The sequence below is a fragment of the Aquipuribacter hungaricus genome (assembly GCF_037860755.1).
In the GTDB taxonomy this organism is placed as follows: Bacteria; Actinomycetota; Actinomycetes; order Actinomycetales; family JBBAYJ01; genus Aquipuribacter; species Aquipuribacter hungaricus.
This window is the reverse complement of record NZ_JBBEOI010000059.1, coordinates 1-16,853: the sequence shown is the minus strand read 5'-3', so window position 1 is coordinate 16,853 and position 16,853 is coordinate 1. Positions and strand designations below refer to the sequence as shown.

The 16,853-nt window shown below is 76.6% G+C and carries 18 protein-coding genes; all 18 read right to left on the bottom strand.

The window, feature by feature from the left end:
• Positions 1-450: site-specific integrase (locus WCS02_RS08785; protein WP_340292103.1), on the bottom strand; the 450-nt coding region annotated here is incomplete at its 3' end.
• Positions 451-505: 55 nt separating this feature from the next.
• Positions 506-1,750: a DNA-processing protein DprA gene (locus WCS02_RS08780; protein WP_340292101.1), complete on the bottom strand. Its 1,245-nt coding sequence runs from the start codon at positions 1,748-1,750 to the stop codon at positions 506-508.
• Positions 1,747-3,300: a YifB family Mg chelatase-like AAA ATPase gene (locus WCS02_RS08775; RefSeq protein WP_340292099.1), complete on the bottom strand. Its 1,554-nt coding sequence runs from the start codon at positions 3,298-3,300 to the stop codon at positions 1,747-1,749. Before WCS02_RS08775 ends, WCS02_RS08780 begins: the two co-directional genes overlap by 4 nt.
• Positions 3,300-3,956: a YraN family protein gene (locus WCS02_RS08770; RefSeq protein WP_340292097.1), complete on the bottom strand. Its 657-nt coding sequence runs from the start codon at positions 3,954-3,956 to the stop codon at positions 3,300-3,302. The genes WCS02_RS08775 and WCS02_RS08770 overlap by 1 nt, the downstream gene beginning before the upstream one ends.
• Before the next feature lie 149 nt (positions 3,957-4,105).
• Complete coding sequence (locus WCS02_RS08765; protein ID WP_340292095.1) at positions 4,106-4,429, bottom strand: DUF2469 domain-containing protein; 324 nt, start codon at positions 4,427-4,429, stop codon at positions 4,106-4,108.
• Positions 4,430-4,505: 76 nt separating this feature from the next.
• Entirely contained in the window at positions 4,506-4,895 is a 390-nt protein-coding gene (locus WCS02_RS08760; RefSeq protein ID WP_452039064.1) for a DUF779 domain-containing protein, read from the bottom strand.
• A gap of 203 nt (positions 4,896-5,098) precedes the next feature.
• Positions 5,099-6,622, bottom strand: a complete 1,524-nt coding sequence (gene adh / locus WCS02_RS08755) for an aldehyde dehydrogenase (protein ID WP_340292091.1) — start codon at positions 6,620-6,622, stop codon at positions 5,099-5,101.
• Between the two features lie 115 nt (positions 6,623-6,737).
• Entirely contained in the window at positions 6,738-8,114 is a 1,377-nt protein-coding gene (locus WCS02_RS08750) for a GAF domain-containing protein (protein ID WP_340292090.1), read from the bottom strand.
• A 77-nt stretch (positions 8,115-8,191) separates the two neighbouring features.
• Positions 8,192-9,076, bottom strand: coding sequence for a ribonuclease HII (locus tag WCS02_RS08745; protein ID WP_340292089.1), 885 nt, complete (start codon positions 9,074-9,076; stop codon positions 8,192-8,194).
• On the bottom strand, positions 9,073-9,798 hold the full coding sequence (gene lepB / locus WCS02_RS08740; protein ID WP_340292087.1) for a signal peptidase I: 726 nt from the start codon (positions 9,796-9,798) through the stop codon (positions 9,073-9,075). Before lepB ends, WCS02_RS08745 begins: the two co-directional genes overlap by 4 nt.
• Positions 9,799-9,934: 136 nt before the next feature.
• Entirely contained in the window at positions 9,935-10,297 is a 363-nt protein-coding gene (gene rplS, locus WCS02_RS08735; protein WP_340292085.1) for a 50S ribosomal protein L19, read from the bottom strand.
• A 202-nt stretch (positions 10,298-10,499) separates the two neighbouring features.
• Entirely contained in the window at positions 10,500-11,297 is a 798-nt protein-coding gene (gene trmD, locus WCS02_RS08730; protein WP_340292083.1) for a tRNA (guanosine(37)-N1)-methyltransferase TrmD, read from the bottom strand.
• 4 nt (positions 11,298-11,301) lie between these two features.
• Positions 11,302-11,850, bottom strand: coding sequence for a ribosome maturation factor RimM (gene rimM, locus WCS02_RS08725; RefSeq protein WP_340292081.1), 549 nt, complete (start codon positions 11,848-11,850; stop codon positions 11,302-11,304).
• Positions 11,851-11,860: 10 nt separating this feature from the next.
• On the bottom strand, positions 11,861-12,100 hold the full coding sequence (locus WCS02_RS08720) for an RNA-binding protein (protein ID WP_340292079.1): 240 nt from the start codon (positions 12,098-12,100) through the stop codon (positions 11,861-11,863).
• Position 12,101: 1 nt separating this feature from the next.
• Positions 12,102-12,602 carry a 30S ribosomal protein S16 gene (gene rpsP, locus WCS02_RS08715; protein ID WP_340292077.1) on the bottom strand — a complete coding sequence of 167 codons (501 nt, stop codon included), beginning with the start codon at positions 12,600-12,602 and terminating at the stop codon, positions 12,102-12,104.
• 125 nt (positions 12,603-12,727) lie between these two features.
• Entirely contained in the window at positions 12,728-13,822 is a 1,095-nt protein-coding gene (locus WCS02_RS08710; protein ID WP_340292075.1) for an amidohydrolase family protein, read from the bottom strand.
• A gap of 11 nt (positions 13,823-13,833) precedes the next feature.
• Complete coding sequence (gene ffh / locus WCS02_RS08705; RefSeq protein WP_340292072.1) at positions 13,834-15,405, bottom strand: signal recognition particle protein; 1,572 nt, start codon at positions 15,403-15,405, stop codon at positions 13,834-13,836.
• A 64-nt stretch (positions 15,406-15,469) separates the two neighbouring features.
• A partial coding sequence (locus tag WCS02_RS08700; RefSeq protein WP_340292069.1) for an HD domain-containing protein occupies positions 15,470-16,853 on the bottom strand: 1,384 nt, incomplete at its 5' end.

Here is a 16,853-nt window from a genome sequence, read left to right as displayed (position 1 = left end):
CCCGGCGGCCTCGCACAGCCGTCGCGCCTCGGCCTCGTCCAGCACCCGGGGCAGGTGGCGGGAGCGCCGGGGCGTGGCCAGCCGCGCGGCGGGGTCGGTGGAGAGGACCTCCTGCCGCACCGCCCACGACGTGAAGGTCCGCGCCGCGGCCGCCCGCCGGGCGGTGGTCGCCCGGGACCAGCCCGCCGCCGCCCCGGCACCGAGCCACGAGCGCACGTGCGCCGTGGTCAGCCCGCCGACGTCGCCCACCCCGAGGCCGGCCGCGTGGCGGAGCAGCGCGGTGACGTCGGCCCGGTAGGCGCGCACGGTGGCGGGCGACCGGCCCCGCTCCCAGCGCAGCCAGTCGACGAAGCGTGCGAGCACCGCGGGCGCGTCGGCCGGCAGGAGGCCGTCGGCCGGGAGCGGGCCCGCGGCCGGGAGCGGGCTCCCGACCGGGGTCGGCCCGTCCACCGGAGGGACGGTCCTGGTCCCGCTGCCGGGGGGTGCCTCCGTGCTGGCCATCCCGTCATGGGACCACGGGGGGCCGACGGCCGCGCCCGGCGCCACGCCGCCACCGGGCGCCGTCGTGGCTGACCACCCCCTCGAGCTCCAGCAGCGCGAGCGCCGACGTCACCGCCCGCTCCCCCAGGCCCACCGCGCACACCAGGTCGACGACCGGCCGCGCGCGCCCGCCCTCGAGCGCGTGCCAGACCCGCACCGCGTCGTCACCGAGGTGCTCGACGCCCCTGACCCCGGGCGTCGTCGGACCGTCGGCGGGCCCGCCCCCGCCGCCGCCCGTCACGGCACCCGGCCGCCGCTCGTCCCACAGGGGCGCGGTGCCCATGGGCCCGAACAGCTCGACCACGTCGTCAGCGCCGGTCACGCACGACGCGCCGTCGCGCAGCAGCCGGTTGGTGCCGCTGGACGCTCCGGACGTCACCGGTCCGGGGACGGCGGCGACCTGACGGGACAGGCCCGCCGCGGTGCGCGCCGTGCTCAGCGCCCCCGAGCGGAAGGACGCCTCGACGACGACCGTGCCGGCACCCCAGGCGGCGATCAGCCGGTTGCGGAGCAGGAACCGGTACGCGGCGGGCCGGGTGCCCGGCGGCAGCTCCGACACCACGGCACCGCCGCGCTCGACGACACGGCGGAGCAGGAGGTCGTGCCCGGCGGGAGAGGCACGGTCGGCGCCGCCGGCGAGGACGGCCACCGTGGGCAGCCCTGCCGGGGCCTCGACGGCGAGCGCGCCGCGGTGGGCGGCGGCGTCGATCCCGTAGGCCGCGCCCGACACCACCGTCCAACCGCGGTCGACCAGCCCCGCCGCGAGCTCCTCGGCGACGTGCACGCCGTAGGCCGTCGCGGCGCGGCTGCCGACCACCGACGCGACGGGCGGTGCGCCCGCAGCGGGCGGCAGGACCCCTCGCACCCAGAGGCAGACAGGGGCGCCCCCGTCCGGCCCGTCCCGCGGCCCGAGGTCGTCGAGGTCGTCGAAGCCGGGAGGCCAGCAGCCGTCGGCCGGGACGACCAGGCCGACGCCGGCCCGCGCCGCGCTCGCCACCAGCGCCGTGGTCGGCCCGTCGAGCCGGTCGTGCCGGGCCTGCCACACCTCGTCGCCCCGGCCGTCGCGCAGCTGCCGGACGAGGTCCACCGCCCCGCGGTCCTGCAGCCGGAGCCGGAGCCGCCGGTCGCCGGGCTCCACCACCCGCGACAGGTGGGCCCGCGCCAGCCGGTCGTCGTCGCACCCGTCGGCCGCCGCCCGCGTGGCGCTCATGCCAGCGACGCCAGGGTGCGGAAGGACACGGCCTCGGACACCTCGTCGGCCCCGGGCCCGTCGCGGCCCGCCAGGTCGGCGATGCTCCACGCCACCCGCAGGGCACGGTCGTAGCCGCGGGCGGTGAGCGTGCCGCGGTCCACGCCGCGCACCAGCGGGGCGAGCACCGAGGACGCCGGGCGGTGCCGCGGGGACCGGAGCACGGTGCCCGGCACCTGCGCGTTGGTCGGCCACTCCGGCCCCCACCGCTGGCGCGCCGTGGCGCGGGCCGAGCGCACCCGGGCCGCCACCACGGCGGTCGACTCCCCCGGCTCGGCCGAGGCCCACAGCGCCGCGGCCACCCCCGGGACCTCGACCTGGACGTCGACGCGGTCCAGCAGCGGCCCCGACAGCCGGGCCAGGTAGGACTGACGGGTGCGAGGAGCGCAGCGGCACCGCTCGCCGCGGGCGCCCGCGGAGGCGTTGCCGCAGGGGCAGGGGTTCGCGGCCATGACGAGCTGGAAGCGGGCCGGCAGCCGGGCCATGCCCTTGGCCCGCTGCACCTCCACGACGCCCTGCTCCAGCGGCTGGCGCAGCGCGTCGAGGACGCCACGGCGGAACTCCGGGCACTCGTCGAGGAACAGCACCCCGGCGTGCGCGCGGCTGGCCGCCCCCGGACGGGGCAGGCCGGTGCCGCCGCCGACAACGGCGGCCACGCTCGAGGTGTGGTGCGGCGCCTCGAACGGCGGACGGCGCAGCAGCCTGGGCGCGGCCAGGGTGCCCGCCAGGGAGTGGACGGACGTGGCCGTCAGGGCGTCGGCGTCGTCGAGGTCCGGCAGCAGCCCGGGCAGCCGGGCCGCGAGCATCGTCTTGCCGGAGCCGGGCGGGCCGAGCATGAGCAGGTGGTGGGCGCCCGCGGCGACCACCTCGACGGCACGGCGTCCCATCTGCTGGCCCACGACGTCGGCGAGGTCCGGCACCCGGCCCCCCTCCGCGCCGCCGGCGGGATCCCCCTCCGGCCGGGCCCGGCCGGGAGGCTCACCGGGATGCTCGTCCCACGGCTCCCCCCGGTGCAGGGCCACGGCCTCGGCGAGCGACCCGACGCCCACCACCTCGACGCCGGGGACCAGCCGGGCCTCGGGGACGTCCCGGCGCGGCACGACCACCCGGCGCACCCCGGCACGCACCAGGCCGAGGACCGCCGGCAGCACGCCCGGCACCGACCGGACGGACCCGTCCAGGCCGAGCTCGCCGACGTGCCCCACCTCGGCGACGGTCTGCGGGACCTGCCCGACGGCGGCGAGCACGCTGACCGCGACACCGAGGTCGAAGGCCGTGCCCGACTTGGGCAGGCCGGCCGGGGACAGGTTGACCGTCACCCGGGCCTGGGGCGGCGCCTGCCGGCTGGCGACCAGCGCGGAGCGCACGCGGTCGCGGGCCTCGAGCACGCCGGTGTCAGGCAGGCCGACCACCACCCACTGCACGAGGCCCGGCGAGACGTGCGCCTCGACCTCCACCACGTGGCCCTCGAGCCCGACGAGCGCCGCGCACAGCGTCCGCCCGAGCCCCATCAGCCGACCCCGCGCACGTGCGTGAGCCGGTTGGGCCCCTGCCGCCGCAGCTGCACGGCCACGACGTCGATCCGCAGCCCGCCGGTCCCGCGCACCCGGGAGGCCTGGTCCTGCTCGCCCCACCACACGCCGCACAGCCGCCTGAGGCGCCGCAGCTTGAGCGGGGTCACGCTCTCCAGGGCCGTGCCGCAGGAGTCGCCCCGGCGGGTCCGCACCTCGACGACGACCAGGGCCCCGTCGGGGTCGAGGGTGATGAGGTCGAGCTCGCCGGGGCAGTCGCGGGACCGGCTGCGCCAGTTGCGCTCGAGCACCGTCCAGCCCTGCTCCGTGAGGCGGTCCGCGACCAGCTGCTCGCCGAACGCCCCGACGGCCGCCCGGGCGCCGCGCCCCACGACCGTGCCCCTCTCGACGACGGCACCCGCCCCGACGGCTGCGCCGCCGGTGACAGCGCCCGGCCGCCCGGCCACCCCGGTGCTACATCGACCGTCCGCGCCCTGCCCGACGGCCGCGCCCTGCCCGACCGCCGCGCCCCCAGCCCCCCGTGCCCCAGGCGGCGGCACCACCGGGGAGGCCGGCAACCCCGGCGGGGCAGGCGCGCCCGTACGCACGTGCTCGACGACGGCGTGCTCGACGGTCTGGTGCTCCTGGGCGTCCACCCGCCCAGGCTCGGCCGGGCAGACCCCGCCCCAGGCAAGGCGACCGCCCGGCTGTGGACGCGGGCGGCGGCGCGGTACCTGGGGACACAGCTGGCCGGGCCGCCGGTCAGGTGGGCGACCCGAGAGCGGGCCGGGGCCCGGTCGGACGGTCAGCCCTCGAAGCCGCCGGTCTTGGGGACCTCGAGGTCGGACTTGGCCATCTCCTCGACGTTGACGTCCTTGAACGTCACCACCCGCACGTCCTTGACGAAGCGGGCGGGCCGGTACAGGTCCCACACCCACGCGTCGGTGAGGTGCACCTCGAACCAGACCTCGCCGTCGGCGCCGCGCGGGGTGACCTGGACGCCGTTGGCCAGGTAGAAGCGGCGCTCGGTCTCCACCACGTAGCTGAACAGGCCGACCACGTCCCGGTACTCCCGGTAGAGCTGCAGCTCCAGGTCCGCCTCGTACTTCTCCAGGTCCTCGGCGCTCACCCGCCCATCGTGGCACCGAGCGGGACCGGCCCGGACCAGACGGGGGCCGGGGCGGGCGGGCAGCGGGACGGGACCCTCAGCCCATCCCCTCGGCCCAGTGCGCCTCGAGCCAGTGGCTCTCGGCATCGCTGAACAGCCGGGACCGGATGAGGAAGCGGACGCCGCGAGGCGCCTCGAGGCTGAAGCCGGCGCCCCGGCCGGGGACCACGTCGACGGTGAGGTGGGTGTGCTTCCAGTAGGCGAACTGCGGTCGTGACATCCACACCTCGACCGGCGGCCCGGAGCCGATGTCGACGGAGCCGAGCCGCACGTCGCCGTCCCCGGTGAGGAACTCACCCTGGGGGTAGCACATGGGCGAGCTGCCGTCGCAGCAGCCGCCGGACTGGTGGAACATCAGCGGCCCGTTGTCCTCGGTCAGCTCGCGCAGGACGACGGCGGCCGCCTCGGTGAGGTCGACGCGGCGCACGTCGGTCACCGGGCCGTCGCCCGTCGGCGCAGGCGTGGTGCCCGGGGGAAGGGTGGTGCCGGGGGGCAGGGCGGTGCCGGGGGGCAGGGCGGTGGCGGGTCCGGTCGTCATGGCGCTCCTCGTGGGGAGGGTGGGGCCCCCGGCGCCGACGGGACTGTGCACCGGCGCCGGGGGCGTGCAGGAGGGCAGGGGGTGGTGCTCGCTCAGAAGAAGCCGAGCTTGTCCGGCGAGTAGCTGACCAGCATGTTCTTGGTCTGCTGGTAGTGGTCGAGCATCATCAGGTGGTTCTCGCGGCCGATGCCGGAGGACTTGTAGCCGCCGAACGCCGCGTGCGCCGGGTAGTCGTGGTAGCAGTTCGTCCACACCCGGCCGGCCTTGATCTCGCGGCCGGCGCGGTAGGCGGTGGTGATGTCGCGCGTCCACACCCCGGCGCCGAGGCCGTAGAGGGTGTCGTTGGCGATCTCCATCGCGTGGTCGTAGTCGCGGAAGGACGTCACCGCGATGACCGGCCCGAAGATCTCCTCCTGGAAGATCCGCATGTCGTTGCGGCCCTCGAAGATCGTCGGGGTGACGTAGTAGCCGCCGGACAGGTCGCCGCCCAGGTCGGCGCGCTCGCCGCCGGTGACGACGCGGGCACCCTCGGCCTTGCCGATCTCGATGTAGCTGAGGATCTTCTCGAGCTGGTCGTTGCTGGCCTGCGCACCCATCATCGTGCTGGTGTCCAGCGGGTCGCCCTGCTGCACGTGCTTGGTGCGCTCGGTCGCGTCGGCGAGGAACTTGTCGTAGATCGACGCCTGGACGAGGCCGCGGCTGGGGCAGGTGCAGACCTCGCCCTGGTTGAGCGCGAACATCGTGAAGCCCTCGAGGCACTTGTCGTAGAAGGCGTCGTCGGCCGCGGCGACGTCCTCGAAGAACACGTTGGGGCTCTTGCCGCCGAGCTCGAGGGTGACGGGGATGAGGTTCTGGCTGGCGTACTGCATGATCAGCCGGCCGGTCGTGGTCTCGCCGGTGAAGGCGACCTTGGCGATGCGGCTGCTGCTGGCCAGCGGCTTCCCGGCCTCGACGCCGAAGCCGTTGACGATGTTGAGGACGCCCGGGGGCAGCAGGTCGCCGACGATCTTGACCCACTCGAGGATCGAGGCCGGGGTCTGCTCGGCGGGCTTGAGCACGACGCAGTTGCCGGCCGCCAGTGCCGGGGCGAGCTTCCACGTGGCCATGAGGATGGGGAAGTTCCACGGGATGATCTGGGCGACGACGCCCAGCGGCTCCTTGAAGTGGTAGGCGACCGTGTCCTCGTTGATCTGCGACAGGTGGCCCTCCTGCGCCCGGAGCGCGCCGGCGAAGTAGCGGAAGTGGTCGACGGCCAGCGGCAGGTCCGCGGCGAGGGTCTCGCGGACCGCCTTGCCGTTGTCCCAGGTCTCGAGGACCGCCAGCCGCTCGAGGTTCTCCTCCATGCGGTCGGCGATCTTGTTGAGGATGACCGCGCGCTCGGCCGGCGACGTCCGGCCCCAGGCGGGGGCGGCCCGGTGGGCGGCGTCCAGCGCCAGCTCGACGTCCTCGGCGGTGCCCTGCGCGACCTCGGTGAAGGTCCGGCCGTTGACGGGGCTGGGGTTCTCGAAGTAGCGGCCCTTGACCGGGGCGACCCACTCGCCGCCGATCCAGTTCTCGTACCGGCTGTCGTAGCTCGCGACGGCGCCGTCGGTGCCGGGCGCGGAGTAGACCGTCATGCGCATCTCCTTCTCGGGCGGCCGGCACCCTTGCCGGCCCGCCGTCGACGCTAGGCGCGCGACGTTGCACCCGCGTTGCACGGGCCCGGTGGCCCGAGGTCCCGCCGGCCTAGCCTCAGCCCGCGGCGGCCAGGGCGGCCAGGTGCGCGGAGACCTCGGCCCGCCGGGGCGACCCGTACGGCAGCTCGCGCAGCAGCCGCTGCCACGCCTCGAGGTCGTCGCGTCCCTGCGTGGACGCCCATCGCCACAGGCTGTCGGTCGAGCCGGCGCGCAGCACGCTGCCCCGCAGCCGGCCCTGCAGCTCGTGCCGGGCGCGCGTGGCGACCGGGGCCTCGGAGGCCGGCAGCAGCGGGCCGCCGTACAGGTCGAGCGCGCGCCGGTGCGCCCCCCGGGCCAGGGCGGCGGCGACGTCGTCGGCGTCGCTGCGCAGCGGGACGAGCAGCCGGTAGGGCCGCGTGCCGACGGCCTCGGCACCGAGCAGGCGGCGCAGGACCGACCGCAGCCGTGACACCTCGGCGCGCACGGTGACCGGCGACAGCAGCTGCTCGCTGAGCGACTCCGCGAGGGCGTCGCCCCCGACCCCGGCCTCGTGCCCGGCCAGGACGAGGAGGATCTCGGCGTGCCGCGGCGTCAGCGGGTGCGCCCGCCCGTCGACGTGCAGCACCGGCTGGTCGACCCCGAGCACCTGCAGCCACGCCGGTGCCCCACCAGGTCCCCCGACCGGCTGCCCGGCCCGCCTGCCGCCCGGCACCTGCCCCCCGGGGTCGGCACCCCGCCCCGCGGCACCGACGGGCTCGCCGCGCCGGCGGGGTGCGGGGGCCCGCGGGAGGAGCGAGGCCTCCACCGCCGCGGCGGCCGCGCGGACCAGCGCCAGCGCGTAGGAGGAGGCGACCTCGTCACCGCCCGACAGGTCGACGGCGCCCAGCACCTCGCCGGTCACCGGGTCGTGGACAGGGGCGGCCGAGCAGGACCAGCGGTGCACCGGGGTCGCCCAGTGCTCCCCGGACAGGATGCGGACGGGGGTGTCCAGGGCCAGCGCCGTGCCCGGCGCGTTGGTGCCGACGTGGGCCTCGTCCCAGCGGGCGCCCTCGGTGAAGCCGAGGCTCTCCATCCGGCGGCGCACCTGGGTGTCGCCGCGCACGTGCAGCAGCCGGCCCTCGGCGTCGGACACCGCGAGCACGTGCGCGTCGTCGGCACCGTCGAGCAGCATCCGCTCCAGCAGCGGGAGCGCCGTGGTCAGCGGGCTGGCCCGCCGCAGCCGGGACAGCGTGGCGTCGTCGACGTCGACGTCGAGGACGGGGTGCTCGGGGTCGACGCCCGCGGCCCTGCTGCGCCGCCACGACTCCTCGACGAGCGGCCTGACGAGCACCGCGTCATCAGGTCCGGCGTCACGCCCCGCCTCAGGACCGGCACCGTTGCCGTCCTCCTGCCAGCGCCCGTGCCGCCGGCGCGTGGCAGCGGCGTCGCTGCCGCTGGTCTGCGCGTCGTGCACTCCTGCCTCCGCTGCGTCGGGGAGGGGCGGGTGGGTCGGGACGGTGCTCGGGTGCGGATGCTCGGGTGGTCCGGCTGTCAGTCTCGCACGGGGGTCGCGCCGGGGGCAGGGCCCTCGAGCACGTCCACCCCGCCCGCCGCCAGGCCGGTGCCCTCGGCGACAGCCTCGCCACCGGGCACGGCCTCGCCGGCAGTCAGGACCTCGCCCGTGGGCAGCCGCCACGAGCGGCGGTGCCAGTGGCACGGACCGTGCTCGGCGAGCGCGGCCAGGTGCTCGGGCGCGCTGTAGCCCTTGTTGTGCTGCCAGCCCCAGCGGGGGTCGCCCTCGCCGAGCCTGGCCATGAGGCGGTCCCGCTCGACCTTGGCCAGCACCGAGGCCGCGGCGACGGCGGCGCAGCGGCGGTCGGCCTTGGGCAGCAGGTCCACCGGCGGGGCAGCGGGGCCCAGCGAGACGAGCTCGTCCGGGGCGTCGTCGGCGACGGGCTCGAAGGCGTCGAAGAGGGTCTCCTCGCGCGGTGCCGGCACGGGACGGTGCAGCCAGTCGTAGGTGCCGTCGAGCAGGAGCCGCTCGGGCGCGAGCGGGAGCGCCGCCAGCGCCCGGAGGCCGGCGACCCTCAGGGCGACGAGGATCCCCCAGGCGTCGATCTCGTCGTTGCTCGCGTGGCCGACGGCCCAGGCGGGCGCCCACCGGGCCAGCAGCGGGTGCAGCCGCTCCCGCTCGAGCGCGCTGAGCCGCTTGGAGTCGTCCAGGCCGGGCGGGGCGCTGCGGGTGGCGGCGTCCACGACGACGACCCCGACGCTGACCGGGCCCGCGAGCGCGCCGCGGCCGACCTCGTCCATCCCGCCGACCCGCACCAGCGAGTGGGTGCGCATCGACGCGCGGGCCATCCGCAGCGACGGGCGCCAGCCCGGGTCGCGGGGGGCGTCCGGGCGGGCCCGGCGGGCGGCGGGGACGGCGGTCACGAGACGCCGTCGACCCCGCCGACCTCGTCGAAGACGGGCTCGGGGGTGGGCAGGGTGGTGAACCGGTCGAACGGCCACATGACGAGGACGGCGCGCCCGACGACGTTGTCCAGGGGCACCATGCCGCCCCCGGGCTGGCCGACCTGGTAGCGCGAGTCCTCGGACACCGAGCGGTGGTCGCCCTGCACCCAGAGCCGGCCCTCGGGCACCTCGACGGTGAACTCGATGGTGGAGGGGACGTCGCCGTCGAACAGGTACGGCTCGTCGACGGGGACCCCGTTGACGAGCATGCGGCCGCGGTCGTCGCAGCACTCGACGGTGTCCCCGGGGAGCCCGACGACGCGCTTGATGAGGTGCTCGCCGGAGTTGGCCGGGAGCAGACCCACGAAGGTGAGGGCGCGGACGTACAGCGGCGGCTCCGACGCGCTCGGCGCGAGCCAGCCGCCCGGGTCGACGAAGACGACGACGTCCCCGCGCTCGAGCGTGCCCGGTCCGGGCTCGAGCTTGCTCACCAGCACCCGGTCCCCGACGAGCAGGGTCGACTCCATCGACTCCGAGGGGATGAAGAACGGCTGCACGAGGAAGGTCTTGACGACCACCGCGATGGCCAGGGCCACCACGACCGTCGCGCCGACCTCGCGCAGGTCGCGCCAGACGCGGGACCAGCCGGTGGGGCGGGGGCGCTCGGGCACCAGCGCCTCCCCCGGGGTCTCGTCGATCACGGGGCCGTCCCCCACGGGCTCTCCCTCGGCTCGGCCCCCTCGCGGGGGCACCGTCGACCTGGCGCCACGGTACCTGCGGCTCTGCAGGTACCGGGCGCCGGCCGACGGCTCGTGCGCGCCGGAGCGCGCGGGCGGGTCAGCCCTTGGCGGGGACGGCGTCGCGGCGCTCGCGGATGCGGGCCTTCTTGCCGCGCAGGTCGCGCAGGTAGTACAGCTTCGCGCGGCGCACGATGCCGCGGCTGGCGACCTCGATCTTGTCGATCACCGGGCTGTGCAGCGGGAAGGTGCGCTCCACGCCGACGCCGAAGCTGATCTTGCGGACGGTGAAGGTCTCGCCCACGCCGCCGCCGTGGCGGCGGATGACGACGCCCTGGAACACCTGGACGCGGGAGCGGCTGCCCTCGACGACCTTGACGTGCACCTTCACGGTGTCGCCGGCACGGAACTCGGGGACGTCGCTGCGCAGGCTGGCGGCGTCGAGGTTGTCAAGGGTGTGCATGTGGCCTTCCTGGACGGTGCCGCAGGACACCGGCCTGCCGGGCGGGTGCCCGGCGGTCTGGGTGCGTCGAGGAGGAGGTGCGGACGCCGGGGCGTCCGTGGCGGCCGGGCTCCCCCTGCGGCAGGCGGACCGGCGACCGGTGAAGGATGCCACAGGCGGGCCCGGGGCGGTGAATCCGCCGCCGGACGGAGCAGCCCGACCCTCAGGCGACGAGGACGAGCAGCCCGTCGGCCGGGACCCAGCCCAGGCCGCGCAGCAGCTCCAGGTCGCGGCGGTCGAAGCGGTCGGCCGGGGCCCCAGCGAGCAGGTCCGGGCGGCGCTCCGCGGTGCGGCGCAGCGACTCGTCCCGGCGCCACCGGGCGACCTTGCCGTGGTCGCCGCCGGTGAGGACGGCGGGCACGTCGAGGTCCCGCCACGTCGCGGGCCGGGTGTAGGACGGCGCCTCGAGCAGGCCGTCGGAGTGGCTCTCCTCCACCACGCTCGCGGCGTTGCCGAGCACGCCGGGCAGCAGGCGGCCCACGGCCTCGACGACGACCAGCGCCGCGGCCTCCCCGCCGGCGAGCACGTAGTCGCCGATGCTCAGCGGGGTGACCCGGTGCCGCCGGGCGGCGTCGTCGAGGACCCGCTCGTCGATGCCCTCGTAGCGCCCGCACGCCAGCACGAGCCACGGCTCGGCGGCCAGGCGGGCGGCGGTGGCCTGGTCGAAGCGGTGGCCGGCCGGGGACATGACGAGCAGGTGGGGCTCGGCGTCCGCGCCGAGGGACTGCTGCCCCTGCGCCCGGACCGCGTCCAGCGCCGCGCCCCACGGCGGCGGCGTCATGAGCATGCCGGCGCCACCGCCGAACGGGGAGTCGTCGACGGTGCGGTGGACGTCCGTGGTGTGGGTGCGCAGGTCGTGGACGGCGAGGTCGATGGTGCCGCGCTCGACGGCGCGACCGATGAGCGAGAGCCGGAGCGGGGCGAGGTAGTCCGGGAAGACGGTGACGACGTCGACGCGCACGGGCTCAGGCGGGCCCGGGCTCGTCGAAGAGGCCGCCCGGCGGGTCGAGGGCGACGCGGCCGCCGGCGACGTCGACCTCGGGGACGAGGGCGCTGACGAACGGGACGAGGACGCGGCCCCGCCCGGTGTCGACGACGAGCAGGTCCTGGGCGACGCCGGCGTCCAGCGCGACCACCGTGCCGAGCTCCGTGCCGTCGACGTGCTCGGCCCGCAGGCCGACCAGGGCGGCGACGGGCCAGGCGTCGTCCTCGGGCTCGTCGCGCGAGGGGTCGACGAGCAGCTCGACGTCGCGCAGCCCCTCGGCGTCCTCGCGCTGGACGACGTCCTCGAAGCGGAGGACCCAGCGGCCGGTGTGGCTGCGCGCGGCGGCGAGGGTGAGGACGCCGACGTCGGGGTCGGTGAGGAACTGGGCACCCGGCACGAACCGGCCCTCGGCGTCGTCGGTACGGACGTCGACGGTCAGCTCGCCCTTGAGCCCGTGGGGACGACCGAGGCGGCCGACCACGAGCAGCGTCTGCCCGTCGTCGGCCGCCTCGTGGGGACCGGGTACCACCGTGGTGCTGTCAGCGACCGTCGAGGTCGACGATGTCCACGCGCACCGGACCGGAGTCCGAGAGCGCGTTGACGACGGTGCGCAGGGCCGAGGCCGTGCGTCCCGCCCGCCCGATGACGCGGCCGATGTCGTCGGGGTGCACCCGGACCTGCACGAGCGGCCCGCGGCGCGTGCCGCGCTCGACGACGCTCACGTCCTCGGGGTGCTCGACGATCCCGGTGACCAGGTGCTCGACGACGTCGGCCAGCACGTCAGGACTCCTTCGCGGCGTCCTCCGCCGGGGCGGCGGTCTCGGCAGCGGGCGTGCTGGCGGGAGCCTCGGCCGCGGGGGCCTCGGGGGCCGGCGCCTCGGCGGCGGGGGCCTCGGCCTTGGCGGCCTTCTTGCGGGGGGTGGTGCCGTCGGCGTCGGACTTGGCGTCCTTCATGGCCGCCTCGTAGGCCGCCTTGCGGTCCGGCTTCGGCGGGGCGACGCGCAGCGTGCCCTCCTGGCCGGGCAGGCCCTTGAACTTCTGCCAGTCGCCCGTGATCTTCAGGAGCACGGCGACCTGCTCGGTCGGCTGGGCGCCGACACCGAGCCAGTACTGCGCGCGCTCGGAGTCGATGACGATGCGCGACGGCTCCTCCGTCGGGTGGTACAGGCCGATCTCCTCGATCGCGCGCCCGTCACGACGGGTGCGCGAGTCCGCGACGACGACGCGGTAGTAGGGAGCGCGGATCTTGCCGAGACGCTTGAGCCGGATCTTGACTGCCACGAGCGGATGGTCTCCTGAGTCTGTGTGGTCGCCCGCGCGGGACCGGGTGGGGTTCCGGTGCCGGGGAGGGCAGGTGGACTCGCGCCGTCACGGTGAGAGGGGCCGGGGCGGGCGGGTACAGCCGCCTAGTGTGCCACGACGGGCCGCCCGCGCAGGACGACCGCCCGCGGCCGGGCCAGCGTCGACGGGTCCCGCAGCGGGTCGGCGTCCAGCACGAGCAGGTCGGCCGGCGCGCCCTCGACCAGGCCCTCGTGGCCGAGCCAGCGGCGCGCGTCCCAGCTGGCCGCCCCGACGACGGTGGCCGGGGGCAGGCCGGCGTCCACGAGCAGCCCGACCTCGGTGGGGACCAGGCCGTGGGGCAGCGTGCCGCCGGCGTCGGTGCCGACGAACAGCGGGACCCCCGCCTCGTGCAGGTCGCGCACCGTCCGGTGGCGCCGCGCGTGCAGGGCCCGCATGTGCGCGGCCCAGGTGGGGAACCGCGCGTCGCCGGCGGCGGCGAGGGCGGGGAAGGTCTCGATGTTGACCAGCGTCGGGACGACCGCGACGCCCTGGGCGGCTGCCTGCTCGATGGTGGCGCCGGTGAACCCGGTGCCGTGCTCGATGCCGTCGATCCCGGCGGCCAGCAGGTCGGGGAGGCTGTCCTCGGCGAAGCAGTGCGCCGTCACCCGGGCGCCGGCCGCGTGCGCGGCGGCCACCGCCTCGGCGAGCACGTCGGCGGGCCAGCACGGGGCCAGGTCGCCGAGGTCGCGGTCGATCCAGTCCCCGACGATCTTCACCCAGCCGTCGCCGCGGCCGGCCTGGTGGCAGACCTCGTCCACGAGGGTGCCCGGCTCGATCTCGACGGCGAAGTCCTTGATGTAGCGCCGGGTGCGCGCGATGTGGCGCCCGGCCCGGACGATGCGCGGCAGGTCGTCGCGCCCGTCGACCCAGCGGGTGTCGGCCGGGGAGCCCGCGTCGCGCAGCAGCAGCGTGCCGGCGTCCCGGTCGGTGAGCGCCTGGGTCTCCGCGGTGGCGCGGTCGACCGCTCCCCCGGCGGCCAGGCCGACGTGGCAGTGCGCGTCGACGAGCCCGGGCAGGACCCAGCCGTCGAGCACCTGCACGTCGGCACCCGGCGACGTGGGCCGCTCGTACGTCAGCCGGCCGTCGAGCACCCACGCCTGCGGGCGGACCTCGTCGGCGTCGACGCGGACCGGGCCCCGCAGGTGCAGGACGTCGGGCACCGGTGCTCGGCTCAGCGACCGCCGAGGGCGTCGCGGAAGCCCTCGGGCAGCGCGTCCAGCTCCTCGGACCGGGGGGCGGCCCCGAGCCCGAACGCCGACCCGGCGGGAGCCGGCGCGGGCGGCAGGGCGGCCTGCTCGGCGGCGCGCTTGGCGGGGTTGCCCGAGCGCGAGCCCTTGCGCTGCGGCTGCTGCTTGCCCTTCTTGCCGCGCTTGCCCGGGCCGACGCCGCCGCCCATGCCGGGCATCCCGCCCGGCATCCCCGGCATGCCGGGCATCCCGCCGCCGTTGCGCATCTGCCGCATCATCTTCTGGGCCTGGCCGAAGCGGTCGACGAGGCCGTTGACGTCGCTGACCTGCGTGCCGGAGCCCTTGGCGATCCGCGACCGGCGCGAGCCGTTGAGGATCTTCGTGTCCTCGCGCTCGGCGGGCGTCATCGACCGGACGATGGCCTCGACCCGGTCGAGCTCGCGCTCGTCGAAGGCGTCGAGCTGCTCCTTCATGTCGCCCATGCCGGGGAGCATCTTCAGCATGTTCTTGAGCGGGCCCATGCGGCGGACGGCCTGCATCTGCTCGAGGAAGTCCGACAGCGTGAAGTCGTCGCCGCGCTGGAGCTTGTCGGCCATCTTGGCCGTCTGCTCGGCGTCGAACGCCTTCTCGGCCTGCTCGATGAGGGTGAGGACGTCACCCATGTCGAGGATGCGCCCGGCCATGCGGTCGGGGTGGAACACCTCGAAGTCGGTGAGCTTCTCGCCCGTGCTCGCGAAGAGGATGGGGCTGCCGGTGACGGTGACCACGCTGAGCGCGGCGCCGCCGCGGGCGTCGCCGTCGAGCTTGGTCATGACGACGCCGGTGAGCGAGACGCCCTCGTCGAACTGCTTGGCGGTGTCGACCGCGGACTGCCCGATCATCGCGTCCAGGACGAAGAGCACCTCGTCCGGCTGGACGGCGTCGCGGATGTCCGAGGCCTGCTGCATGAGGTCGGCGTCCACGCCGAGGCGGCCGGCGGTGTCGACGACGACGACGTCGTAGCCGCGGGCGCGGGCGTGCTCGACGCCGCGGCGGGCGACGTCGACCGGGTCGCCGACGCCGTTGCCGGGCTCGGGCGCGAACACCGCGACGCCGGCCCGCTCGCCGTTGACCTGCAGCTGGGTGACGGCGTTGGGGCGCTGGAGGTCGCAGGCGACGAGGACGGGCGCGTGGCCCTGCTGCTTGAGCCAGTACCCGAGCTTGCCGGCGAGCGTGGTCTTCCCGGCGCCCTGCAGGCCCGCGAGCATGATGACCGTCGGCGGGTTCTTGGCCAGGCGCAGCCGGCGGGACTCGCCGCCGAGGATGGTGACGAGCTCCTCGTTGACGATCTTGACGACCTGCTGGCCGGGGTTGAGGGCACCGTTGACCTCGTCGCCCAGGGCCCGCTCGCGCACCGCGGCGGTGAAGGCGCGCACGACCGGCAGCGACACGTCGGCGTCGAGCAGGGCGAGGCGGATCTGGCGGACCGTCGCGTCGACGTCGGCCGGGCTCAGCCGTCCCTTGCCCCGCAGGGTCTTGAAGGTCGTCGTCAGGCGGTCGGAGAGAGAGGCGAACACAGCAGTCCTCAGCAGTCGGTGGTGTCCGGCCAGGGTAGCCGCAGGGCCACCCGGCCCCCTCGCCTCACCGGCCGACGGTGCTGGCCGCGAGGTCGGGGTCGGCCGCCTCGACGAGCGCGGCGACGACGGCGCCGACGCGGGGCGGGCTCAGCGGGGCGCCGGTCGTGGCCTCGACGACGTAGAGCACGTCGACGGCCTGGCCGGCGTGGGTGGCCACGTGGGCGGAGCGGACGTCGACGCCCTCGACGACCAGCGCCCGGCCGAGCGCGGACAGCAGCCCGGGCCGGTCCTGCGAGCGCACCTCGAGCACCGTCGCCGACGCGCTGGCGTCCGGCACCACGACGACGGCGGGGCGGTCGCCCGCGCTGCGGCGCAGCCGGACGGAGGCGTCGCGGCGCGCGAGCCGCTCCAGCACGGTGGTGTCGCCGGCCTCCAGGCGCTGCAGCGACACCCGGAGCACCGCCGGGTCCGGCACCTCGCCGGCGGCCTCGACCCACCAGGTGTCGACCGCGGTCCCGTCGAGGGTGCGGACGAGCGCGGAGCGGACCCCGAGCCGGTGCACGGCGAGCACGCCGGCGATGTCGGCGAACAGCCCGCCGCGGTCGGGGGCGACGACGGTCACGGCGAGCAGGCCCTCGAGCTCGCTGACGCTGAACCGGCTCGTGCCGTCGGCGGCCGCGTCCCGGACCAGGGCGGCCTCGGCCTCGGTGAGCGGCGCCGGGCCGGGGGCGGGCTCGCCGCGCAGCAGCGCCCGGGCGCGCTGGACCAGGTCGTCGACCAGGCGGGCTCGCCACGGGGACCACGCGGCGGGCCCGGCGGCGAGGGCGTCGGCCTCGGTGAGCGCGCGCAGCAGGGTGAGCACGTCCGCGCGCCCGCCGACCGCGGTGACGAGCGCCTCGACGGTGCTGGGGTCGTCGGGGTCCCGGCGGGTGGCGAGGTCGACGAGGGTGAGGTGCTCGCGGACCAGCCGCTCGACCACGTCGGCGTCGGCCGGGGTGAGCCCGGTGCGGGCGGCGACGGCCCGGGCCAGCGGGGCGCCCGTGCGGGCGTGGTCGCGTGCGCCCGGCCGCTTGCCGAGGTCGTGGAGCAGGCAGGCGAGCAGCAGCAGGTCCGGGCGGGAGACGTCGCGCAGGAAGCGCTGCGCCTCCACGCAGGTCTGCACCTGGTGGCGGTCGACGGTCCAGCGGTGGACGGCGTTGCGCTGGGGGCGGTTGCGCACCGGGCCCCACTCGGGCAGCCAGCGGGTGACCAGCCCCTCCAGGTCGAGGCTCTCCCAGACCCCGGGCAGCGCGTCGCCGGAGGCCAGGAGCTCGACGAAGGCCTCGCGCGCCGCGGCCGGCCAGGGCTCGGGCAGGATCGGTGAGGCCGCGCCCAGGTGCTCGGCGGTGACCGGGCTCAGCGGCAGGCCGGCGCGCGCGGCGGTCGCTGCCGCGCGCAGGGCGAGCGAC

Coding starts and splice junctions, on each gene's coding strand:
- WCS02_RS08775 (WP_340292099.1), bottom strand. CDS start 3,300: ATGGGGCTCGGGCGGACGCTGTGCGCGGCGCTCGTCGGGCTCGAGGGC.
- rplS (WP_340292085.1), bottom strand. CDS start 10,297: ATGCACACCCTTGACAACCTCGACGCCGCCAGCCTGCGCAGCGACGTC.
- WCS02_RS08780 (WP_340292101.1), bottom strand. CDS start 1,750: ATGAGCGCCACGCGGGCGGCGGCCGACGGGTGCGACGACGACCGGCTG.
- adh (WP_340292091.1), bottom strand. CDS start 6,622: ATGACGGTCTACTCCGCGCCCGGCACCGACGGCGCCGTCGCGAGCTAC.